The following is a 21,883-nucleotide window of genomic DNA, read 5'->3' on the forward strand; positions in this document are numbered from 1 at the left end:
GATCCCCAAGGCAACCGCGGTGAGGGCGGTACGGGAGAACCCCGTACCGCCCTCACCGCACTTCCGCTCGGGTACGAGCGCCGGTCGACCGGCGCGGATCAGCCGGTGCGGATCAGCGGGCGCCGGTCAGTCGGGTCTCGTCCGGCCGACGCCGATCGGTCGGACCCTTCCCGTGGGCAGTGGCCGGTCGGAGCAGGCCGACCGGCCGCGGCAGTCGAAGTCGGCCAGCCGGCACCCCCTCGGATGGCACCGGTCAGTCGGCACCCGTCGGTTGGTGCCGGTCAGTTGGTACCTGTCAGTTGGTACCGATCTTCGCCAGCAGGTCGACGATCCGCGACTGCACCTCGTCGCTAGTGGAGCGCTCCGCCAGGAAGAGGACGGTCTCGCCCGTGCTGAGCTTCGGCAGGTCCGCCCCCGACATGTCGGCGGAGGTGTAGACGACCAACGGGGTCCGGTTCAACTGGCCGTTGGCCCGCAGCCAGTCGATGATCCCGGCCCGGCGGCGGCGCACCTGCATCAGGTCCATCACCACCAGGTTGGGCCGCATCCGGCCGGCGAGCGCCACCGCCTCGTTGTCCGTGGCTGCCCGCCCCACCTGCATACCGCGTCGCTCCAGTGTCTCCGTCAACGCCAGCGCGATCTCCTCGTGCTCCTCGATCAGCAGCACCCGCGGCGGGTGCTGCTCGCTGTCGCGCGGGGCGAGCGCCTTGAGGAGCACGGCCGGGTCGGCGCCGTACGCCGCCTCCCGCGATGCCTGGCCCAGGCCCGCCGTCACCAGTACCGGGACCTCGGCCGCCACCGCCGCCTGGCGCAGCGACTGGAGCGCCTTGCGGGTGATCGGACCGGTGAGCGGGTCGACGAACAGCGCGGCGGGGAACGCCGCGATCTGGGCGTCGACCTCCTCGCGCGAGTGCACGATCACCGGCCGGTAACCGCGGTCGCTCAGCGCCTGCTGGGTGGCGACATCGGGCGCCGGCCAGACGAGCAGCCGACGCGGGTTGTCCAGCGGCTCCGGGGGCAGTTCGTCGTCGACCGGCTGGGGCGACGGGCGGTTGGCGATCTCCACCGCGCCCCCCGGACCGTCGAGTGGCTCCGGGCCCTCGGCGCCCTCGTCGGGCGCCCCTATGGCGTACGCGCGCCCCTCGGCCTCCGGGGCCGTGAGGAGATGGCCATGCCCTTGCCCTCCGGGAGCCCCGGGAGATCCATGCGCCCCGGGAACCCCGGGGGCTCCGTGGCCCTGCGGCGGTGCGGCGAACGGGGCCTGCGCGGCGTCGGGTCCGGACGCGCTGGGCTGAGCGGTCGGGGCGAGCGGGGGCACGGGGGTGGTTCCGGGCGTGGGCCGGGCCGACGGGGGCAGCGGCGCCGAGAGCTGCGGAGCGCGCTCGTCCTCCGGCGGGGTGGCCAGCTTGCGGCGCCGTCCGGCGGCCCCGGGCGCGGGCGTCTGCTGCGGCTGCTGAGCGATGTGCTGGGCGAACGGCACGCCCTGGCCGAGCGTCCGCACGCTGAACGCGCGTCCCTGCGTCGAGTCCGACGAGTCGCCGGGCATGGGGGCCTCCGCCGGCAACGGCTGCCTCCGCGCGTCCGCCGCGGGCACGAGGTCGTGCGGGTGGCCCACTGCCTCCGCCGTGGCGTCGGCGGAGTCGGTCACGGCCGTGGAGCCGGTGGCGTGAGCGGCGGCACCGTCCGCGGGCAGGTCCGGGGCGTCGCCGGGACGGGCGCCGGGCCGACCGGCAGGCGGCTCGCCGGGGGCCGCCGGCCCGGCCGGGCCTTGCCCCGGGATGGAGATCTCCGGCAGGCTTCCGGGCTGTGCCGGTTGCCGGTCCGGCATGTGACCGATGTCCGGGACGCCCTGGCCAGGCACACCCTGGCCGAGTCCCTGGCCGGGCACGCTCTGGCCGGGCACGCTCTGGCCGGGCAGCTGGTGGGGATCGGCGTGCCGGGCCCGGCGTCGGCCGGTCGGCAGGGGGTGTGCCTGGGGCGGCGTGTGGCCGTCGTCCGGCGCGAGGCGTGCCGCGTCGTGGCGTCCGGGCAGCGAGGCGTCCGCCTCGGCGGCCGGGGGCGTGCCCCGGTCCGCGTCCGCGGGCGGCAGGGCGAACGCGGTACGGGGACCGGCCGGCTCGGCCTGGGCGGGGCGCTCCTGCGTGGACGCCAGAGCACGTCGGGCCCGCCGCCCGGTCGGCTTGGGGACCGGCACCGCACCCTCGCCGACGGCCGGAGCGTCCTCGCCGACGGCCGGAGCGTCCTCGTCGACGCCGGGCGAGCCCTCACCGAGGGCGGGGGCAGGGGCAGGGACGGGCACGGGGACGGCATGAGCGGCGGCAGCAGCAGGGGCGTCGGACGGGGACGGGGCCAGGGCCGGCTGGTTCTTCTCGTCGACCTGGGGCTCCCGGTGTGCACCCGTCGCGGGCACCGGCACGGGAACCTCGGGCGGAACGCCCTGGGGCGGCACGGTCCGGCCCAGCGGACGGTCACCGCCGCCCTGTGCTCCCACGGCCCGCGTCGGCGAGCCCTCGGCCGGAGCCGATGCCGCCGCGGGCAGGGCCAATGCCTGCCCCGGTTCCCGCTGCCCGTCGGAGGGCCCCTGAAGCTCCTGCTCGGTCCCCTGCCCCGGCTCCCGGTCGCCCGGGGACTGCTGGGGGAGCGGGGGCATGTGCGCGGGAAGCGGGTACTGGCCGGACTCGGCCGGGCTCGGCCGCCCGCGCCTGCGCCCCGACCCCTCGCCCTGCTGAGCGGGGATCCTGTCCTGCGGGAGCTGACCGCCGAGCGTCTCCTGTGTGCCCTCGGCCACCGGTTCGCGGCGCGCCCGGCGCCGCCCGGTCGGTTCGGGCACCGGGACGTTGCCCGACGTCTCACCGGAACCGGGCACGGCACCGGGAACGGAGCCCGTGTCGGCGTCCGTCCCGGAACCGGCCACGGGGCTCTCCAGGAACGCGTCCGTGGACGACCGGCGGGCCCGGCGCCGCCCGCTGCCCGGCGCGCTCTGAGTGGCCTCGACCCCCGGGTCCGCACTCGGCCCCGGCTGCGTGCCGGACTCCGCCTCCTGCTCGGCACCCGGCGCGGGAGCGGACGCGGGCGCGGATGCCGGGCCGGCCGCGGGCTCCGCCTCGGACGCCTGCTGCGTCACCGTTCCCGAGCCCGTGCCCAGCGGCACTTCGAGCACGTACGCGCTGCCGCTCATCCCGGGCACCTCGTGGGTCTGCAGCACACCGCCGTGCGCCTCCACGATCCCGCGCACGATCGGCTCGTGCACCGGGTCGCCTCCGGCGTACGGCCCACGCACCTCCACCCGCACGACCTCGCCACGCTGCGCCGCGGCGACGACGACCGTCGAGTCGACATAGCCGCCGCCCGCCGCCACGCGGGCCTTTCCGGTCGAGTCGACCCCGGCGACGTCCGCGACCAGGTGGGCGAGCGCGGTCACCAGCCGGGCCGCGTCCACCTCCGCCTCGATCGGCGGCGCGTGCACCGCGAACTGGGCGCGCCCGGGGCCGATCAGCTCGACGGCCGCGTCGACGCCGGCCGCCACGACCGAGTCGAGCAGCACGTTCGCCTTGGACAGCTCCTCGTCGCCGACGTCCAGGCGCTGGTAGCCGAGCACGTTGTCGATGAGCGTGGTCATACGTGCGTAGCCCGCGGCCAGGTGGTGCAGGATCTGGTTGGCCTCCGGCCACAGCTGTCCGGCCGGGTCGGCGGCGAGCGTGGAGAGTTCGCCGCGCAGCTCCTCCAGCGGACCGCGCAGCGCCCCGCCCAGCACCGCGGTGAGCTGGGAGTGCCGGGCGGTCAACGCCGTGAGGCGCTCGGCCTGCTGTTCCAGTTCGATCGTGTACCGCTCGGCCCGGTCGGCCAGTTCCGTCTCGTGCCGTTCCGTCAGTTCGGTGACCTCGGCGGTGTGGCTCGCGGTCAGTTCGGTGACCTCGGTGGTGTGGCGCGAGGTCAGTTCCGCGACCTCGGCCTTGTGCTGCTCGGTGAGCTCCTCGTAGGGCCTGCGGTCGGTGAACGTCATGACCGCGCCGACCAGCTGGTCCCCGTCCCGGACCGGTGCGGTGGTCAGGTCGACCGGAACCGGCGCCCCGCTCTTCGACCACAGGACCTGCCCGCGCACCCGGTGCTTGCGCCCGGACCGGAGGGTGTCGGCGAGCGGCGACTCGGCGTACGGGAACGGATCCCCGTCCGGCCGTGAGTGCAGGACCAGCGTGTGCAGTTCCCGGCCACCCAGGTCGCTGGCGCGGAATCCGAGGATCTGCGCGGCGGCGGGGTTGACCAGGACGACCCGGCCGTCCGTGTCCGTGCCGACGACGCCCTCGGCCGCGGCCCGCAGGATCATTTCCGTCTGTCGCTGAGAACGGGCCAGTTCGGCCTCGGTGTCGACGGTGCCCGACAGGTCCCGTACGACGATCATCAGCAGTTCGTCGCCGGTGTAGCCGCCGCCGTAGCCGTTCGTGGAGTCGTTGTACGCGGCGTGCCCGTTCTCCAGGCCGGCGCTGGTGACCTCGACCGGGTACTCGGCGCCGTCCGTGCGGCGTGCCGTCATCCGCGTCGGCTTCGTACGGCCGAGGCTGTCGGCGACGGACTCGGGCCGACGCATCGAACCGGGGATGAGGCGGGAGTCGAACTCCGGCAGCAGATCGAGGAGTCCGCGCCCGACGAGCGCGGTGCCCGGCGTCTCGAACATCTCCAGGGCGATCGTGTTCGCGTTGACGACCGTGCCGTTGCAGTTGACGAGCAGCAGCCCGTCGGGGAGGGCATCGAGTATGGCTGCGAGGCGAGCAGTGCCTCGGGACGGCCTGCTGCTCACGAGACGCTTCCTCCCTGGTTACCGCACCTTGCCGACAGCGGGCCCCATCTTGCCCCTCGGGCCGCGTGCTGTCACGGAAGGAGTCTAAGGGCAGGGAAGGGGCGCGGGGCGGCGGATGAGGGGGAGCTCTCACCAAGGTTCGGTGGATATGGCGTGCCGCGCGTCTCCACCGGTGTTGTACGAACCCCCGGGCGGGGACGTGCCGACACCGCTCACACCGGGCCCGGACCGCCCCTTCACCGGAGGATGCCGCGCGGGGCCCGTCGCCCTTCGGGACGAGCCGCCCTCGCGCCGGACCGCTCCGTCACCCGTGCCGGGCCCGCCACCCCGTACCGTGCCGAGCCCTCCCCCCACAGGCTCGGCGGCGCCGCCGAGCCTGGCCGGGTCCGCTCACCGGACGCCGGGGAGCACCGGCCGCAGATTGTTCCAGCGCGAGATCTCGCAGCCGTCGGCCCGGCTGAAGACCGCGTCGAGGTGCCGTCCCTGCCAGGTCCCGGTGACCCGGGCGGTGGCCGGCCCCCCGAACTGCAGGGTGCACATCGTGCCCCGGGGCACCGGCGCGAACGGGTCCGCGCCCGCATCCGCCAGCTCCGCCAGCCGATCACAGGCCCGCCCTGCCGCCGGATGGCTGCCGCCCACGGGGTCGCACTCCAGCGTGAAGGTTCCCTCGGCCGAGGGGGCTCCCGTGTCCGAGACCGTCACCGTCAGCCGGGTGCGTGTGTCGTCGTCGCCCTGAGGCAGGGGCAGGAGCAGGGGCAGGGGGAGAGGAAGCGGCGTCGGGGGTGTGAGAGGACCGGAAGCCGCCGCGGCGCCCGGCGCGGCGGCGGAAAGTACGGCGAGGGACACGACGGCGGTGAGGGCGAGGCGGCGCAGCATGGCGGACTCCTGGGCTCGGACCCTCCGAAGACGGACGCGCACTTTCTCGCGAATCTTCGAAGAGGGCTTGACGAACGGAAGAACGGGGAACGGGAGGCCGGTGCCTCCCTATCCCCCTAACGCCCCTCGCGCCGCGACGTTGCGCACCTCGGGTGCTTTGCCCTCGCGGCCCACTGCCTAGTACCGTAGGCGGCGATTGGTGACAGGGCGCTTGGCTGTGTCATCATCTGCACACACCACTCGCGATCGCGCGGGGTGTATCTGGAGGCGTCGCCTAGTCCGGTCTATGGCGCCGCACTGCTAATGCGGTTTGGGGCTTAAACCCCATCGAGGGTTCAAATCCCTCCGCCTCCGCTTCATCGCGAAGCCCCGTGCCAATCGGCACGGGGCTTCGCTCGTATCCGGGGCCTCGGCGGTCTCCGACCCTTCGACGGCCCGGCACGCCTCCGAAGACCCGCCCGACGGGTGACTCGCGCAAGCGCTCCCGATGGACACCTTCGATGAAAACCTCGATGAACGCCCGCGGGCTTCTCCGCACGCCTGTGAGCGCCCGCGGACGCCTCCGGATGCCCGCGGTTCCTCCGATGGAGGGCTCCGGAAAGGTTCCGCACGGTCTCGAACGACTCGGAGCGGCCGGCGGGCGGTTCACGGGGGGTGGGCCCATGATCGCGCAGGAGCCGTACGCTGCCCCCAGCGGAACGTCGAACTGGGTGTTTCCGCAGGTCAGGTGCGGTTTGGCTAATGGATTTCGCGCTACGGCACAGGTCATGTAATGTTGTTCCCGCAACGCCGACCGGGAAAGAAAAACCCGGAAAGCACAAGCACTCGTAGCTTAACGGATAGAGCATCTGACTACGGATCAGAAGGTTGCAGGTTCGAATCCTGCCGAGTGCACAGCAGACCAGAGGCCCTGTGGAGTGATCCACAGGGCCTCTGGCTTATGCCTTGACGGCAGCGTTTGATGGCAACCGCCTCAGAGGGTGGACGCGAGGTCTACGAGGGCGAGTGCGAGACATACCGGAACCCCGTGACGGGGAAATCGCCTTGCCTACCTCGATGGCCGCCGGTGACGACAGCCGCCGACCGGCGCCGACCGGGACGGGTGCCGCGAGCCGGACCTGCCCGTCTCCGAAACGGGCCCGCTCATGACCGGTGAGTTGCGCGAGGCCGCCGGTGCGGACGTGGTGGATGGGATGGGCCAACCGGACGGGTTCGGACGGGTCGGCCGGGACGGAGTGATGTGTTCCGGGCGGCTCCTGCCATCCGGCGTCCGTCATCCGCGAGGTGCCGTTCGGCGTCCGGTCTCCGGCGTCCGTCCCCCGGCTCTCATCCGGCTCCCGTCATCCGTTGCCCGGTAGCATCGCGGGATCTTTCCTCGTCCGCGAGCGTCCGGAGTTCACCCATGGGCTGGCAGTGCACGGGGCTGCGATGGCCGACGGAGGTCGGTGGGCCCTCGCTCGGCTGGTTGCGGGCCGGGGTGGTGCGGGCGAGTGCGCTCGCGTACGGGACGGAGCTCGGGTTCCGGGCCGTGGGGCCGCGGCGGTGCGTCGGGGCGCGCGGGAACGCGTGTGCGGTGGGGGCCGCGGTGCCGGGGCGGAGCACGGGGGCGCGGTGCCCGGAGTGCGCGCGGTTGGAGCGGGCGCACTCGGTGGCCGCCGACACGATCGCCGACGACCCACGGATGTACCGGGTGTACCTCGCCTGGTTCGGGCCGGGGATGGTGAAGGTCGGGATCACGGCCGAGGAGCGCGGGGCGGCGCGGCTGCGGGAGCAGGGGGCTGTGGTCTTCGGCTGGCTGGGGCGCGGGCCGCTGATGGCGGCGCGGCGGACCGAGGAACTGCTGCGGTCGGCGCTCGGGGTGCCGGACCGGATTCCGTACGCCGCGAAGCGGGCCGTACGCGCGGTGCTGCCGGGGGAGGAGGAGCGGCGGGCCGAGGTGGCGGAGCTGTACGGGCGGGCCGTGGCGCTGGAGGGGGCCGGGTGGCCGGAGACGCTGGAGCGGCTGCCGTTCGAGGCGGTCGACCACGCCGGGCTGTTCGGGCTGGGTGTCGCGGTCGAGGTGACGTGCGCGGTCACCGAGCTGGTGGACGGGGGCGTGGTCGCGGGGCGGCTGGTGGCGGCGGCCGGTCCGGACCTGCATCTGGAGACGGTGGGGCACGGGGTCGTGGTGCTGGACACCCGGCTGATGGCCGGGTGGGAGCTGACGGGTGCCGACGCGCGGGCGGGGGTGGGCGTGCCGGTGGCCGACATCGGGGGCGGTGGCGTGCAAGGCGGGCTGTTCTGAGATCGTCGGATGTGAAGGGCAGGGAACGGGCCGCCGGATGCGACGGGCGGGGAACAGGCCACCCGATGCGAAGGACGGGGAACGGGTTGTCGGGTCCGAAGGACGGAGAGCGGTCGTCGGGTCCGAACCAGGGGAGCGGACTGTCGGATCCGAAGGACGGGGCGACGGTGTGGTGGCAGGAGCGGAGCGATACATGATGACGGGCGAGGCCGAGGGTACGGCGGGTGGCGCCGAGGGCGGCGCGGATGACGTCGTTCGGTTCTGGGAACGGCTGGAACTGCCCGGAATCATTGACGTCCACACGCATTTCATGCCGGAGCGGGTGCTGCGCAAGGTCTGGGCGTACTTCGACTCGGCCGGGCCGCTGACCGGCAGGGAGTGGCCGATCGCCTACCGGCACGACGAGGACGAACGGCTCGTGCTGCTGCGTTCGTTCGGCGTGCGGCGGTTCACGTCGATGCTCTACCCGCACAAACCGGGGATGGCGGCCTGGCTGAACGAATGGGCGGCCGGTTTCGCGCACCGGACACCGGACTGCCTGCACACCGCGACCTTCTTCCCGGAGGAGGGCGTGGAGCGGTATGTGCGCGAGGCGGTGGAGTCGGGGGCCAGGGTCTTCAAGGCGCATGTCCAGGTCGGTGGGTACGACCCCGGCGACCCGTTGCTGGACCCGGCGTGGGGGCTGCTCGCCGAGGCCGGGATCCCGGTGGTGACGCACTGCGGTTCCGGCCCGGCGCCCGGTCGGCACACCGGGCCCGGCCCCATCGCCCGGTTGCTCGCCCGGCACCCGCGGCTGCGGCTGGTCGTGGCGCACATGGGGATGCCGGAGTACGCCGAGTTCCTGGCGCTGGCCGAGGCATACCCGGAGGTGCGGCTGGACACGACGATGGCGTTCACGGACTTCACGCGGGACTTGAGCCCGTTCCCGGCGGCCGAACGAGGGCGGCTCGCCGCGCTGGGGGACCGGATCCTGCTCGGAACGGACTACCCGAACATCCCGTATCCGTACGCGCATCAACTGCACGCGCTGGAACGGCTGGAGCTGGGTGACGACTGGCTGCGGGCGGTCTGCCACGGGAACGCGGGGGAGCTGTTCGGGGTGGTGTGAGGCGCGCGGAGGCGACCGTGGCGCGGAGCGCGCCGGGAGTGCGAGGGCGCGTGGGGGTGTGCGGGGGCGGCTGTGCGGAGGGTGGCGCAGAGGCACGTGGTCGGGGCGCGAGGCATGCGGTCGGTGGCGCGTGGCGCGTGACGGGGGCGTTTCTCAGAGAAATCACAGATTGGGGAAAGAAGCCTCTCAGGGGAGCCTCACAGGGTTGAGGCATGACGACGATCTCGCCCCAGAGGCGCACCGGACTGCCGCAGGGACGTACCGAAGCACGGGCGGCCGACCGCACCCCCGTCCGCGTGCTGGTGGTGGACGACGAGGCCGCGCTCACCGAACTGCTCTCCATGGCCTTGCGCTACGAGGGCTGGGAGGTGCGCAGTGCCGGGGACGCCGCCGGGGCCGTGCGGATGGCGCGGGACTTCCGGCCGGACGTCGTGGTCCTCGATGTGACGCTGCCGGGTGCGGACGGTTCCGCGGTGCTCGGCGGGCTGCGGCGGGAGCTGTCCGGGGTGCCCGTGCTGTTCCTGACCGTGCGTGACGCCGTGGAGGAGCGGATCGCCGGGCTCACCGCCGGGGGCGACGACTTCGTCATCAAGCCGTTCGGCCTGGAGGAGGTCGTGGCCCGGCTGCGCGGGCTGATCCGGCGGTCCGGTGCGGCGGCGGCCGTACGCGCCGAGTCGACGCTCGTCGTCGGCGATCTGGTCCTCGACGAGGACAGCCGCGAGGTGAGCCGGGGAGGTAGCTCCCTCCACCTCACGGCCACGGAGTTCGAGCTGTTGCGCTTCCTGATGCGCAATCCGCGACGGGTGCTGAGCAAGGCGCAGATCCTCGACCGGGTGTGGAACTACGACTTCGGCGGGCAGGCGAACGTCGTGGAGCTGTACATCTCGTACCTGCGCAAGAAGATCGACGCCGGCCGGTCGCCGATGATCCACACCCGGCGCGGGGCCGGCTATCTGATCAAGCCCGGCGAGTAGGGGGCGATGGGCGGTCGTCCGACCGGGCGGGGCGGGACGCGGTTGCGGCCCGGGTCACCTCCCGGGTGAGGCCGGGGCGGGTGAGTACGTCGGTGCTGTCGACGAACTGGTCGACAGCACCGATCGGCGGCAGCCCGCGCACGGCCGGATCGGTGATGCGGTCGGTCAGCGCGGCGGCGAAGCGCTCGGCGTGCAGCACCCGGAACGGCCTGCTGTGGTACGGGCGCGTGGCGGGGTCGACCGGGCCGGTGAGCCCGAGCCGGTTGTGGGCGTTCGCGATGATCTCGTAGGCGTGGGCCAGGCGGTGCTCGCGGGTGTCCGGGTCGGTCGCGGCGAGGGCCGCGGTGAGGACGGGGGTGAGCGAAACAACTTGTACGCCGTACGAGAGAAGTCATACGGTGTATGGCCAGGCTCGTACACCGTATAAGGCATCTGGAGTTCGCATGACGGCGATCGTCGCCGAGCAGAAAAACCTCGCGCCGCCCAGCCATCCGCAACGCTGGCTGATCCTCGGCGTCATCTGTCTCGCCCAGCTCACGGTGCTGCTCGACAACACCGTCCTCAACGTCGCGATCCCCTCCCTCACCCGGGAACTGGACGCGTCCACCGCCGAAGTGCAGTGGATGATCACTGCCTACTCGCTCGTCCAGTCGGGCCTGCTGCTCACGGCCGGCAGCTCCGCCGACCGTTATGGCCGCAAGAAGATGCTGATCGCCGGGCTCGCCGTGTTCGGCATCGGCTCGCTGGCGGCCGGACTGGCACAGTCGTCCGCGCAGCTGATCGCCGCGCGGGCGGGCATGGGCATCGGCGGTGCGCTGCTGCTGACCACGACCCTCGCCGTCGTCGTCCAGATCTTCGACGAGACCGAGCGGGTCAGGGCGATCGGCATCTGGGCGACCGTCGGCTCGCTCGGCGTCGCCGTCGGTCCGCTGATCGGCGGGGTGATGCTCGACCACTTCTGGTGGGGCGCGATCTTCCTGATCAACATCCCCGTCGCCGTTCTCGGTCTGATTGCCGTGGCCTGGCTCGTCCCGGAGTCCGGGAACCTCGGCGACGGCCGTCCCGACCTGCTCGGCGCGCTGCTCTCCACGATCGGTATGGCGTCCGTCGTGTACGCGATCATCTCCGGCGCGGAGCGCGGCTGGACATCGGGTCCGGTCCTGCTGACGGCCATCGTCGGGGTCGTCGTCCTCGCCGGGTTCGTGCTGTGGGAGCTGCACATCCCGTACCCCATGCTGGACATGCACTTCTTCCGGAACCAGAAGTTCGTCGGGGCGGTCGGCGGCTCGATCCTGGTCGCCTTCGGGATGGGAGGCTCGCTCTTCCTGCTCACCCAACAGCTCCAGTTCGTGCTCGGCTACGGGCCGCTGGAGGCCGGTCTGCGCACCGCACCGCTGGCGCTGAGCGTCGTCGTGCTCAACCTCTCCGGGCTGGGCGCCAGGATGGTGCCGAAGCTGGGCACGCCCCTCACCATCGCGGCCGGGATGACCCTGCTGGCCGCGGGGCTCGCCGCGGTCGCCCTGCTCGGCGGCGACGGTTACGGCGGCATGCTGCTCGGCCTGGTGGTGATGGGCGCGGGCATCGCGCTCGCCACGCCCGCCATGGCCAACGCGATCATGAGCGCCATTCCGCCGGAGAAGGCGGGCGTGGGTGCCGGGGTCAACGGCACGCTCGCCGAATTCGGCAACGGCCTGGGTGTCGCCGTCCTCGGGGCGGTGCTCAACGCGCGCTTCGCATCGCTGGTGCCCGCGGCGGTGGGCGCCGCCTCACTGCCCGTCGCGCTCGCCGCGGCCGGCGACGACGGTGAACGGGCGCGGATCGGCGACGCCTTCGCCTCGGGCCTGGAGACCAGCCAGCTGGCCGGGGCCGCGGCGGTGCTGGCCGGAGGCCTCCTGGCCGCGGCGCTCCTGCGCCGGGCGGAGCGGGCCGAGTCCGCCGGGACCGAGACCGCGGCGGCGGCATAGCATCGGTGGCGGGGCACATCGGACCGTACGCGTCCGCTTCATGCGTACGCACCCGCCGTACAGGCCGCGTGCGCGCACACGGCCTGTACGCATCGGCTTGCTGCGTACGCATACGGACGGTTCGCCCCGCCGGTAAGACGAGGAGAGAGCGCCATGGTGTCCGCGGCCGACCGCGTGCAGAACCCCGGCATGACCAGTGTGTGGCTGGACCAGCGCCCACCGTCGCGCGCCCGTAGGACGGACCAGCCCGCCGGTCTCGACCGGGAGAAGATCGTCGCCGCCTCGGTGCGGCTGCTGGACGCCGAGGGGCTCGACAAGTTCTCCATGCGCCGCCTCGCCGCCGAGCTGGGGGTCACGGCCATGTCGCTCTACTGGTACGTGGACACCAAGAACGATCTGCTGGAGCTGGCCCTCGACTCCGTCCACAGCGAGATCCGCATCCCGCACGAGGACGCGCACTGGCACGACCGGATACGCCAACTCACGGCTCAGTGCCGGGAGTTGATCGTCCGTCATGTCTGGGTCGCGCATCTCGCCGGTCACTTCCTCAACATCGGTCCGCATGCCAGGGCGCTGTCGAACGCCGTCCTGGACGTGATCCGGGCGACCGGCCTGCCGCTGGAGCGCCAGGCCGGGGCGCTTGCCGCGGTCTTCCAGTTCGTCTACGGATTCGGCACCATCGAGGGCCACTTCGCGCAGCGCAGCGCGAACGCGGGGCTGACCCAGGAGGAGTACTACCAGCAGTCCATGAGCGCGGTCCGCGGCCAGCCGGGGTTCGACCAGATGATCGAGTCCTCGGAACGGCTCATGGACGCCCGGGGCGGTGACACGGTCGAGGAGATGCGTAACCGGGACTTCACCTACGCCCTCGACCTGCTGATCGCCGGTATCGAAGCGATCCGGGAACAGGACCGCAAGGGGCCGGGAGGCCGGGAGAGCAGCCGAGGGGCCGAGTAGCCGAGGGACGGGGACGTACCGGGCGAGCGCTGTGCCGCCCGCCCCGTACGCCCCCGCCCCGCACTCCTCCGTTCCGGCTCCCGCCCGTTCGCTCCGCCCGTGGGCCACGTGTCACCAACGCGGCGGCCGAGTACAGCTACGACGGCAGCGACTCGCCCTGCACGGCCTGGATGTCGAGCTCCACCCGCAGTGTCGTACCGATCGCCGAGATGCCCGCCTGCAGCACCTGGTTGTAGTTCATGGCGAAGTCCTCGCGCCGCAACTCCGCCGTGGCGCTGAACGCCGCGCGCACCCCGCCCCACGGGTCCGGACCCGTGCCCAGGTAGCTCAGATCCAGATCGATCGGCCGCTCGACGCCGCGCATGGACAGCACACCGTGAACGGTCCAGCGGTCGGGGCCGGTGGGGGTCAGCCCGTCGGAGCGGTAGGTGATCTCCGGGAAGCGGTCCGTGTCCAGGAAGTCGGGCGAGCGCAGATGCTTGTCCCGCATGCCGTTGCCGGTGTCGATGCTGGCCGCGGTGATGACGGCGTCCACCCGGGAACGGTGCACCTCGTCCGCGATCTCGATCCGGCCGGTGAACTCGGTGAACCGGCCCCGCACGCTGGAGATCCCCAGGTGCTGCGCGACCGCGGCGACCGAGCAGTGCGCCGGATCCAGCGACCAGGCGCCCGGTGGCGGCAGCTCCACCCCGCCCTGCCGGGCCAGCACCACCGTGCCGGCCTCGATGCACCCGCTCGCCGTGACGAGCGCGGTGGAGGCGGCCGGGGCGTACCCGACCGCGGTGACGATCACCGTGTACGCGCCGGCCGGCAGGGGCGCGTCCGTCCGTACCGCCCCGTCCTCGTCGGCGGTGGCCCGCAGCACCTGCGCGCCGGTCATGTCGGTGACCGTCACGACCGCGTGCTGGACCGCCCAGCCGTCCCGCGTCCGTACCTGTGCGCGAAGTCCCATCCCGTTCTCTCTCCTTGCTCAGGGCTCAGTGACCCAGTGGTCCCGTGGTCCGCGATCGATGGTCCGGTGGCCCGGTGATCGTCGGTCCGATGATCCGGGGCTCCATGATCGATGTCCGATGGTCCGGGGTCCGTTGATCGACGTCCGGTGGCCCGGTGCCTCAATGAGTCGGGCCCCGGGGGCGGGACCGGCCGGCCGTCCCCTGCCTGCCGTCCCCGCCACCGGGGCCCATTTCCACCGGCCGGTACAGCGTCTCCGCTTGGGACGCCGACCCGCCAGGGGTCTGTGGTGAAAGGCCCGGCGGCGGGCTCCGCGGTGTCGCGGGGCTGCCGCCGGGCTCTGCTCACTCGCCGGGGTGGGCGAGCTCGATGTCGTGGCCGTCGACGCCGGACCCCGTCAGGGTCAGCGCGCCGGCCACCGGCGGGTAGCCGGTCGCGATGACCGTGTACTCGCCCGCGTCCAGATCGGTGAAGCCGTACGCCCCGTCCTCCCCGGTCGTCGACGTGGCGATCACGTTGCCCGCCGCGTCGACCAGGGTGACTCGGGCGTCGGCCAGCGGGCGCCCCCCGGCACCGGCCCGCACGACGCCCCGCACCAGGGCGCCGGACCGCAGCGCGACATCGAGGCGGGTGACGCCCTGGCCGCCGATCTCCACCGGCAGCGCCAGCGGACGGAACCCGGCGGCGTTCACCGCGACGGTCACCGGACCGGGCACCAGCTCGCCGAAGGAGAACTCGCCGTTCTCCCCGGAGCCGCCGCTCGCCAGCACGTCGCCGCGCACATCGGTGACGACGACCATGGCGCCCTCGACCGGTGCCGAGGTCTCGGCGGCCCGCACGGTCCCGGCGAGGCCGCTCGTACCGGAGAGCAGGATGTCGTACGACAGCGGCTCGGCACCGACGACCACCGTCGACGCCTGCGGCTGGAAGCCGTCGGCGGACGCGATCAGCACGTAGCTGCCGGTGCCCGGTGCGTTCAGGCCGTAGCTGCCGTCGGCCTGGGCGACGGAGCGCCCCAGCTGGCGGCCGGCCAGCGAGATCAGCGTGACGGCGGCCCGGGCGACGGGTGCGCCCTCCGCGGAGCGCACCACACCGTGCACGGCGGTGCCCTGGGCGGAGGCGGCCGGAGGTTCCGGAGCGGCGGTGGCCGGGGCCGGGACGGTCCGGGCCGCGCTCGCGGCGGTGGCCGCGGGGGCAGCGGTGGCCGCGAGGGCGGGGACGCGAGCCGGGGCCTCGGCCTGCTCGACGGCGGCGGCCTCGTCCGCGACGGGGGTCTCGTCCGTGACCGGGGTGGCGTCGGCGGCGTTCGTCTTCAACGCGACCTCCTTGATGAAGATCGTGATCAGGAAGGCGACCAGCGCGGCCGGAGCGGCGTACAGGAAGACATCGGCGACACCGTGGCCGTAGGCGCTCTCCATGATCTCGCGGAGCGGCGGGGGCAGCTTGTCCAGGTCGGGGATGCCCCCGCCGCCCGTACCGCCGTGTCCCAGTGCGGCGCCCTCGGGGCCGAGCGCCTTGAGGCCGTCCTTGACGTAGTGGGTGACGCGGTTGCCCAGCACGGCGCCCAGCGCCGAGACCCCCATCGCACCGCCGAGGGAACGGAAGAAGGTGACGACGGAACTGGCCGAACCGAGGTCGGACGGAGCGACCTGGTTCTGCGTGGCGAGCACCAGGTTCTGCATCATCATGCCGATGCCGAGGCCCAACACGGCCATGTAGATCGCGATGTGCCAGTACGCCGTGTCGTACCGGATGGTGCCCAGCAGCCCGAGCCCCGCGGTGACCAGGGCGCCACCACTGACCAGCCATGCCTTCCAACGACCGGTCTTGGTGATGATCTGGCCGGAGACCGTCGAGGAGACGAACAGGCCCGCGATCATCGGGATCGTCATGACGCCGGACATGGTCGGCGACTTGTCGCGCGCGAGCTGGAAGTACTGGCTGAAGAACACGGTGCCCGCGAACATCGCGATACCGACGAACAGCGAGGCCAGCGAGGCCAGCGTGATGGTGCGGTTGCGGAAGAGACGCAGCGGGATGATCGGCTCGGCGGCCCGGGACTCGACGACCACGAAGATCACCGCGAGCGCGAGGGAACCGAGGACCATCACGGCGGTCTGCCAGGACAGCCAGTCGTACTTGTCGCCCGCGAAGGTCACCCAGATCAGCAGCAGCGACACGGCGGCGCTGATGAAGAACGCGCCCGCCCAGTCGACCTTGACGTCACGCTTCACGACCGGGAGCTTCAGCGTCTTCTGGAGCACGATCAGCGCGATGACGGCGAACGGCACACCGACGTAGAAGCACCAGCGCCAGCCCATCCAGCTGGTGTCGGTGATGACACCGCCGAGCAGCGGACCACCGACGGTGGCGACGGCGAACACCGCACCGATGTATCCGCTGTAACGGCCGCGCTCGCGCGGGGCGATCATGGCCGCCATCACGATCTGCGCGAGGGCGGAGAGACCGCCGGTGCCTATGCCCTGGATGACGCGGCAGGCGATCAGCATGCCGCTGCTGGTCGAGAGACCGGCGACGACCGAGCCCGCGACGTAGATGACGAGGGATATCTGGACCAGCAGCTTCTTGCTGAACAGGTCCGCGAGCTTGCCCCACAGGGGAGTGGTGGCGGTCATCGCCAGCAGCGAGGCCGTGACGACCCAGGTGTAGGCGCTCTGGCCGCCGCCGAGGTCGGAGATGATCTTCGGAAGGGCGTTGGAGACGACCGTCGACGACAGGATCGCGACAAACATGCCGAGCATCAGCCCGGCGAGTGCTTCCATGATCTGCCGGTGTGTCATCGGCGCACCGGACGAGGGATCGGGAGACCCCCCGTGCTTGGCGCGGCCGCCCCGCACACCGGTCGGTGTGGTCGTAGCCATAGAGTTCCTTGTCTTTGCTTCTGTTACACGGGTGTACGGGTGTGCGCGTCGGTGGCGTCGCCGGAAGGCCGCGAGCGGCACTCGCCACTGTGCGTTCCGGGGACGCAGTCGCCGGCACCGCGGCAGGCGAAGCTGTCGCGCAGCCGGGCCAGGAGCCGATTGAGCTGTCCGACCTCGTCGTCGGACCAGTCGGAGAGGTTGTGGGCGAACATCTCGGTGATGCGTCGGTTCATGTCACCGAGCAGGTCGCGTCCGGCCGGGGTCAGCCGCAGGATGCGGGACCGCTTGTCCGTGGGGTCCGAGGACCGTTCGATCCAGCCGTGGTCGGCCACGTGGGCGACATGCCGACTGGTGACGGACATATCGACGTCCAGCAGTTCGGCCAGTCTGCTGATTCGCATCTCGCCGTGCTGTCTGAGCAGCGCGAGCACGGCGGCGGAGCCGGAGGGGCATTCGGCGGGGAGGACGCGTGCGACGCCTCGCTTGACGGCCCCGACCGCGCTGAGATGCCGGGCCAGCTCTTCGTACTGACTCCGTGCGGCCATGGGACCCCCCAGACGATTCCACCTGTGCATCTTGTTGCTTAGGGCAACCATAAAAGCCGTTGGTTGCTGCAGGCAAACGAAAGCGGGCTTGCAGAAGTAAAGGAAAACAAAAGGCCCTGTAGGGCTCCGGTCAAAGCCCCAGCGTGCGGGGGCGCGGCTCGGGGCGGGTGTGTCTCCTGCCACAGGCGGGGCTGGTTCTGTCGGGTTCTGGCCGGCCTCCCTCCCGGTCTTCGCAGGCTTCCCGCCGGGTTTCCCTCGGGTTTCCGCCGAGGCTCGCCGGGCCCTGCCGGCCCCTGCCGGCCCCTGCGGGCCTCTCCGGGTTCACGCTGGGACGAGGCCGGTTCCGGTGGTGATCGGGGCCGAGTGCAAGAGGCGCGGTGTGCAAGAGGCGCGGTGCGTTCGGTGGCGGCGCTCCACGGCCGTGTTCCGCGGTCGTGGCCCGCGGCGGTGGCCCGCTGGTTGCGCAGGCTGGTCCCGCGGTCGTGTTCTGTGGGTTCTGTGGTCGTGTGCCGCGGGCCGGCTCCGCGGGCCGGTTTCTTGTCCCCGCGAGGTGCCGGGTGCTGATGGGTTCGGTGTCAGGTCGCTTGGCCGACCCGGGGGTTGGGCCGTAACGCCGAGTTCGCTAGGGTCCTGCCCCATGGCACACAACCCCCACGCCCCTCAGGGCCCCGAGGGCAACCACGACCCGGCCGGCAGCACCCAGATGTTCCGCGCCTTCGTCGACGAGGGCGAACCGCAGCGCCGACAGCAGGCCGCCCCTCCGTCCGGACCGAAGACCGGGGTGATCGTCACCGTCGTCGCGGTGCTCGTCGTCCTCGCTGCGGTCGCCTGGCTCGCGCTCGGCTGACCGGTTCGCGGCGGTTGTCTCCGTAACCTTCCCGCTCCGTACGGGCCGGACGTCCGTACGGAGCGGGCGTCGTCACTTCCGCACGGCGGTGCCGTTCGGCGACGGAGGTGCACGGCGGATCACCGCCGTGCACCCACGGCACCACTGCGAACGTCGGGTCGGCGCTGCGGGTATCACCGTCACGACGGCGTCACGACGGCGTCACTCCACCACGGCGGTCACGTCGCGGGTCTCCACGTGCATGCCCAGCGGCACCCGCCAGGCGTCCACGCAGACGGTGTACGTCCTCGTCCGTGCCGCTCCCGCGTCGATCGGTGTCGGCAGCGGTGCAGTCGACTCGACGGTCGCCCAGTCGACCCCCAGCCCGCCGATGATGTGCGTGGCGAAGGTGACGGTGCCGTCGCGGGCCGGCGATCCGCCGGTGTTGCGGAACTCCACGGTCACCTTCTCGCACCAGCGCTGCTCGGCGGCCGCCCGTTCGAGGGCGCCGACCACCAGCACGGCCGGGCCGCCCGGTGCGGAGGGTCCGGGGGCCGGTGGGTCCGTGGTCCCGCCTCCCGCGTCGCCGGAACCTCCCGTACCGCCCCCGGGGCCGCTGCCCGCGCCCGGGCCCTCCGGGCTCTTCGAACCACCCGGGCCGGTCGAACCGCCCCGGCCGTCCGGGCGGGAGGCGTCGGCCGTCGCCCCTCCCCTTCCGCCGACCGTGGCGCTCGCGCCTCCGGCGCTCCCCGGACCTCCCACGCCTCCGAGGCCCCGGGGGCCGCTCCCGTCCGCGCTCGGAACCCTGTCCCCGGGCCCGCGCCCACCAGCGGTGGTGCCCTGCGAGGGCCCGGTGCCGCCGACGTCCCCGTCCAGCGGCACCAGCGTCACCCTTCCCGGCGGCGCCACCGCCCAGGGCGGTTCCCGTTCCGTACCGGAGCCCGCCGCGCCCACCGCCACGTAACCGTCGCCCGCCGTTCCGCCCCCGCAGGCGGCCAGCGCGCCGCCCAGGCACAGCACGGCCGCCGAGGCGGCGATCACGGTGCCCCGGCGGCCGGTCGAGTGAGCTGCCTGACGTCGCATCGCGCCAGTGTGGCTGACGGTCCGTCAAATCGGAAGCCTCTGTGCCGCGGCTGCGGCGTCCACGGCGGTCAGTCGGCGATGAGACCTTCCCTGAGCTGGGCGAGCGTGCGGGTCAGCAGGCGCGAGACGTGCATCTGCGAGATGCCGACCTCCTCGCCGATCTGCGACTGGGTCATGTTGGCGAAGAATCGCAGCATGATGATCTGCCGTTCGCGGGGCGGGAGTTTGGCCAGCAGCGGCTTGAGCGACTCGCGGTATTCGACACCCTCCAGTGCCGTGTCCTCGTACCCCAGCCGGTCGGCGAGGGAACCCTCGCCGCCGTCGTCCTCGGGCGACGGCGAGTCCAGCGAGGACGCGGTGTACGCGTTGCCGACGGCCAGCCCGTCGACCACGTCCTCCTCCGAGACGCCGAGCGCCCTGGCCAGTTCCGGCACGGTCGGCGAACGGTCCAGTTTCTGGGAGAGTTCGTCGCTGGCCTTGGTCAGCGCGAGCCGCAGCTCCTGGAGGCGGCGCGGGACGCGCACCGACCACGAGGTGTCGCGGAAGAAGCGCTTGATCTCGCCGACGACGGTCGGCATCGCGAACGTCGGGAACTCCACGCCGCGTTCGCAGTCGAACCGGTCGATCGCCTTGATCAGCCCGATCGTGCCGACTTGGACGATGTCCTCCATCGGCTCGTTGCGACTGCGGAACCGGGCGGCGGCGTACCGCACCAGCGGGAGGTTGAGCTCGATCAGCGTGTCCCGTACGTAGGCACGCTCCGGGCTCTCCGTTCCGTCGGGACCGGGCGCCAGTGCGGCGAGCCGCAGGAACAGGGAGCGGGACAGTGTGCGGGTGTTGATGGCTTCCGGCGAGCTGGCGGGCGCAACGGGTTCGGGTGCGCCCTTTGTGAGCGTGAGCACCTTCGAGCTGCCCTGTTCTTCGGACATGCCACCCCCTTGAGGTCGCGGACGGTCGCGTCGAGCCGCGACCATCGGAGGAACGCAGCTCCCACCTGAATACCGGAGGCGAGGCCGCGGCAAACGCGGTTTCCGCAGAATGTCACATGTCGGCAACACGCTGTAGCGACATGTCGACAAGTCTTTGTGGCGTCTGCCCAGTTAACGGGGGTGCTCGGTAAGTCTGTCCGCCCAAACCGGACTTCGAGTGCTCTACCCGATCCGGTTAGGCATCGATCCTGTTTGCGGATCTCAGACGGGCAAAGCTTCGGGCCAGAAGCCTTGACACATGCATCTGGGATACACCTAGCTCTGCGCTGATCTGGGACTGTGTCAGGTTGTTGTAGTAGCGCAGCAGCAGGATGCGCTGTTCGCGCTCGGGCAGTTGTACGAGCAGATGGCGGACCAGGTCGCGGTGTTCGACCCCGGCGAGGGCCGGGTCCTCGTACCCGAGGCGGTCCAGCAGGCCGGGCAGCCCGTCGCCCTCCTGGGCGGCCTCCAGGGAGGTCGCGTGGTAGGAGCGGCCCGCCTCGATGCAGGCCAGCACCTCGTCCTCGGAGATCCTCAGCCGCTCGGCGATCTCCGCGGTGGTCGGAGACCTGCCGTGCGCGGTGGTCAGGTCCTCGGTGGCGCCGGTGACCTGCACCCAGAGTTCGTGCAGTCGGCGGGGGACGTGGACGGTGCGCACGTTGTCACGGAAGTATCGTTTGATCTCGCCGACGACGGTCGGCATCGCGAAGGTCGGGAACTGCACGCCGCGTTCGGGATCGAACCGGTCGATGGCATTGATCAGCCCGATCGTGCCGACCTGGACGACGTCTTCCATCGGCTCGTTGCGGCTGCGGAAGCGTGCGGCGGCGTACCGCACCAGGGGCAGGTTCGCCTCGATCAGTGCCGCCCGCACCCGGCTGTGCTCCGGCGTGCCCGGTTCCAGTTCCTTGAGCTGTCCGAAAAGTACCTGCGTGAGCGCTCTGGTGTCCGCGCCCCTGCTTTTGGCGGGTGTCGCCGCCGTGCCGTCGGAGTCCCCGGACCGCATGGCCCCGACGGCGGGCGGCGCGGGTGAAGAGGGCGGATTGGCTTGTGCGGCCTGGGGGGACTGGGAGGCCTGTGCGGCCTGTGCGTCCTGGGCCTTCCGGGAGGACCGCTCGGCCTGGACGGTCTGGGGAGGCACTTGAGGCGCTGTACTGGCCGGCACGGTGAGGCCACCCCTTTGCGGTCAACTTTGGTCAACTCATCCGTCAAAAGCGGTCATAGCATCACAAGACATGCCCACTGTGTGCAAGCACCGTATAGCGTCGTGTTGGGTTCAACTTGGTTTGAACACGCAAAAAGACCCCTCGCCGTGACGGCGAGGGGCCCGGAGGGCGTACGGGGGGTCGGATCAGTCGGAACCGGTGAGTCAGAACGGATAGTCGGCGATCACCCAGGTGGCGAACTCCCGCCACTGGCCGGCGGCCGCCTGGTGGGCCGGATGCTCGATGTAGCGCTTCAGGGCGGCCTCGTCGGCGACGGCGGAGTTGATGGCGAAGTCGTACGCGATCGGCCGGTCGGTGATGTTCCAGGCGCATTCCCAGAACTCCAGCTCGGGGATCTGCCCCTCCAGGTCCTGGAACGCCTTCGCCGCGGCGACGACCCGCGGTTCGTCCCGCTCGACTCCGTCGTTCAGCTTGAACAGGACCAGATGGCGGATCACGGCGTGG

General features: G+C 72.1%; 16 protein-coding genes and 2 tRNA genes. 8 read left to right on the top strand and 10 right to left on the bottom strand.

The window, feature by feature from the left end; all coding sequences use genetic code 11:
* Window positions 1–295 precede the first annotated feature (295 nt).
* Window positions 296–4,795, bottom strand: a complete 4,500-nt coding sequence (locus tag ACIHCL_RS18505; protein WP_399862949.1) for a PAS domain-containing protein — start codon at window positions 4,793–4,795, stop codon at window positions 296–298.
* A 390-nt stretch (window positions 4,796–5,185) separates the two neighbouring features.
* Window positions 5,186–5,671, bottom strand: coding sequence for an SSI family serine proteinase inhibitor (locus tag ACIHCL_RS18510; protein WP_399862951.1), 486 nt, complete (start codon window positions 5,669–5,671; stop codon window positions 5,186–5,188).
* A gap of 263 nt (window positions 5,672–5,934) precedes the next feature.
* Here ACIHCL_RS18510 and ACIHCL_RS18515 point away from each other — a divergent pair.
* From ACIHCL_RS18515 to ACIHCL_RS18535, 5 genes are all read left to right on the top strand, one after another.
* Window positions 5,935–6,025, top strand: a tRNA-Ser gene (locus ACIHCL_RS18515).
* Window positions 6,026–6,492: 467 nt separating this feature from the next.
* Window positions 6,493–6,565, top strand: a tRNA-Arg gene (locus ACIHCL_RS18520).
* A 508-nt stretch (window positions 6,566–7,073) separates the two neighbouring features.
* Window positions 7,074–7,955, top strand: a complete 882-nt coding sequence (locus tag ACIHCL_RS18525; RefSeq protein ID WP_399862953.1) for a DUF2797 domain-containing protein — start codon at window positions 7,074–7,076, stop codon at window positions 7,953–7,955.
* A 196-nt stretch (window positions 7,956–8,151) separates the two neighbouring features.
* Window positions 8,152–9,063 (top strand): amidohydrolase family protein, encoded by a 912-nt coding sequence (locus ACIHCL_RS18530; RefSeq protein ID WP_399863203.1) that lies wholly within the window; start codon window positions 8,152–8,154, stop codon window positions 9,061–9,063.
* A gap of 212 nt (window positions 9,064–9,275) precedes the next feature.
* Entirely contained in the window at window positions 9,276–10,037 is a 762-nt protein-coding gene (locus ACIHCL_RS18535; RefSeq protein ID WP_399862954.1) for a response regulator transcription factor, read from the top strand.
* On the opposite strand, the gene ACIHCL_RS18540 is transcribed toward ACIHCL_RS18535, so the two are convergent.
* On the bottom strand, window positions 10,021–10,236 hold the full coding sequence (locus ACIHCL_RS18540) for a hypothetical protein (protein WP_399862955.1): 216 nt from the start codon (window positions 10,234–10,236) through the stop codon (window positions 10,021–10,023). The genes ACIHCL_RS18535 and ACIHCL_RS18540 overlap by 17 nt on opposite strands.
* A 244-nt stretch (window positions 10,237–10,480) precedes the next feature.
* Between ACIHCL_RS18540 and ACIHCL_RS18545 the strand changes: the two genes are divergently transcribed.
* Window positions 10,481–12,001, top strand: coding sequence for an MFS transporter (locus ACIHCL_RS18545; RefSeq protein ID WP_399862957.1), 1,521 nt, complete (start codon window positions 10,481–10,483; stop codon window positions 11,999–12,001).
* A 153-nt stretch (window positions 12,002–12,154) separates the two neighbouring features.
* Window positions 12,155–12,958 (top strand): TetR/AcrR family transcriptional regulator, encoded by an 804-nt coding sequence (locus ACIHCL_RS18550; protein ID WP_399862959.1) that lies wholly within the window; start codon window positions 12,155–12,157, stop codon window positions 12,956–12,958.
* Between the two features lie 136 nt (window positions 12,959–13,094).
* Here ACIHCL_RS18550 and ACIHCL_RS18555 read toward each other — a convergent pair whose 3' ends face one another.
* The 3 genes from ACIHCL_RS18555 to ACIHCL_RS18565 all read right to left on the bottom strand — a co-directional run bounded on the left by ACIHCL_RS18555 (window position 13,095) and on the right by ACIHCL_RS18565 (window position 17,336).
* The gene (locus ACIHCL_RS18555; protein WP_399862960.1) at window positions 13,095–13,910 is read right to left on the bottom strand and encodes a YceI family protein; all 816 of its coding nucleotides are present in this window, start codon (window positions 13,908–13,910) and stop codon (window positions 13,095–13,097) included.
* Window positions 13,911–14,253: 343 nt separating this feature from the next.
* On the bottom strand, window positions 14,254–16,791 hold the full coding sequence (locus tag ACIHCL_RS18560; RefSeq protein ID WP_399862962.1) for an MFS transporter: 2,538 nt from the start codon (window positions 16,789–16,791) through the stop codon (window positions 14,254–14,256).
* Window positions 16,792–16,814: 23 nt separating this feature from the next.
* Complete coding sequence (locus tag ACIHCL_RS18565) at window positions 16,815–17,336, bottom strand: MarR family winged helix-turn-helix transcriptional regulator (protein WP_399862965.1); 522 nt, start codon at window positions 17,334–17,336, stop codon at window positions 16,815–16,817.
* Window positions 17,337–17,973: 637 nt separating this feature from the next.
* Here ACIHCL_RS18565 and ACIHCL_RS18570 point away from each other — a divergent pair.
* Window positions 17,974–18,183, top strand: a complete 210-nt coding sequence (locus ACIHCL_RS18570) for a hypothetical protein (RefSeq protein WP_399862967.1) — start codon at window positions 17,974–17,976, stop codon at window positions 18,181–18,183.
* A 201-nt stretch (window positions 18,184–18,384) separates the two neighbouring features.
* On the opposite strand, the gene ACIHCL_RS18575 is transcribed toward ACIHCL_RS18570, so the two are convergent.
* The 4 genes from ACIHCL_RS18575 to ACIHCL_RS18590 form a co-directional block, all read right to left on the bottom strand.
* Window positions 18,385–19,245: a hypothetical protein gene (locus ACIHCL_RS18575; protein ID WP_399862969.1), complete on the bottom strand. Its 861-nt coding sequence runs from the start codon at window positions 19,243–19,245 to the stop codon at window positions 18,385–18,387.
* Between the two features lie 68 nt (window positions 19,246–19,313).
* Window positions 19,314–20,174 (bottom strand): RNA polymerase sigma factor SigF, encoded by an 861-nt coding sequence (locus ACIHCL_RS18580; RefSeq protein WP_399862971.1) that lies wholly within the window; start codon window positions 20,172–20,174, stop codon window positions 19,314–19,316.
* A gap of 235 nt (window positions 20,175–20,409) precedes the next feature.
* Window positions 20,410–21,378 carry an RNA polymerase sigma factor SigF gene (locus tag ACIHCL_RS18585; RefSeq protein WP_399862972.1) on the bottom strand — a complete coding sequence of 323 codons (969 nt, stop codon included), beginning with the start codon at window positions 21,376–21,378 and terminating at the stop codon, window positions 20,410–20,412.
* A 204-nt stretch (window positions 21,379–21,582) separates the two neighbouring features.
* Window positions 21,583–21,876, bottom strand: coding sequence for a Dabb family protein (locus ACIHCL_RS18590; protein ID WP_399862974.1), 294 nt, complete (start codon window positions 21,874–21,876; stop codon window positions 21,583–21,585).
* Between the last annotated feature and the right edge of the window lie 7 nt (window positions 21,877–21,883).

It is taken from the genome of Streptomyces sp. NPDC052042 (genome assembly GCF_044548345.1).
Lineage (GTDB): Bacteria > Actinomycetota > Actinomycetes > Streptomycetales > Streptomycetaceae > Streptomyces.

Excerpts from the sequence above, each read along its gene's own strand:
- ACIHCL_RS18510 (WP_399862951.1), bottom strand. The coding sequence starts at position 5,671 with ATGCTGCGCCGCCTCGCCCTCACCGCCGTCGTGTCCCTCGCCGTACTT.
- ACIHCL_RS18525 (WP_399862953.1), top strand. The coding sequence starts at position 7,074 with ATGGGCTGGCAGTGCACGGGGCTGCGATGGCCGACGGAGGTCGGTGGG.
- ACIHCL_RS18530 (WP_399863203.1), top strand. The coding sequence starts at position 8,152 with ATGACGGGCGAGGCCGAGGGTACGGCGGGTGGCGCCGAGGGCGGCGCG.
- ACIHCL_RS18535 (WP_399862954.1), top strand. The coding sequence starts at position 9,276 with ATGACGACGATCTCGCCCCAGAGGCGCACCGGACTGCCGCAGGGACGT.
- ACIHCL_RS18545 (WP_399862957.1), top strand. The coding sequence starts at position 10,481 with ATGACGGCGATCGTCGCCGAGCAGAAAAACCTCGCGCCGCCCAGCCAT.
- ACIHCL_RS18550 (WP_399862959.1), top strand. The coding sequence starts at position 12,155 with ATGGTGTCCGCGGCCGACCGCGTGCAGAACCCCGGCATGACCAGTGTG.
- ACIHCL_RS18555 (WP_399862960.1), bottom strand. The coding sequence starts at position 13,910 with ATGGGACTTCGCGCACAGGTACGGACGCGGGACGGCTGGGCGGTCCAG.
- ACIHCL_RS18560 (WP_399862962.1), bottom strand. The coding sequence starts at position 16,791 with ATGGCTACGACCACACCGACCGGTGTGCGGGGCGGCCGCGCCAAGCAC.
- ACIHCL_RS18565 (WP_399862965.1), bottom strand. The coding sequence starts at position 17,336 with ATGGCCGCACGGAGTCAGTACGAAGAGCTGGCCCGGCATCTCAGCGCG.
- ACIHCL_RS18570 (WP_399862967.1), top strand. The coding sequence starts at position 17,974 with ATGGCACACAACCCCCACGCCCCTCAGGGCCCCGAGGGCAACCACGAC.
- ACIHCL_RS18575 (WP_399862969.1), bottom strand. The coding sequence starts at position 19,245 with ATGCGACGTCAGGCAGCTCACTCGACCGGCCGCCGGGGCACCGTGATC.
- ACIHCL_RS18580 (WP_399862971.1), bottom strand. The coding sequence starts at position 20,174 with ATGTCCGAAGAACAGGGCAGCTCGAAGGTGCTCACGCTCACAAAGGGC.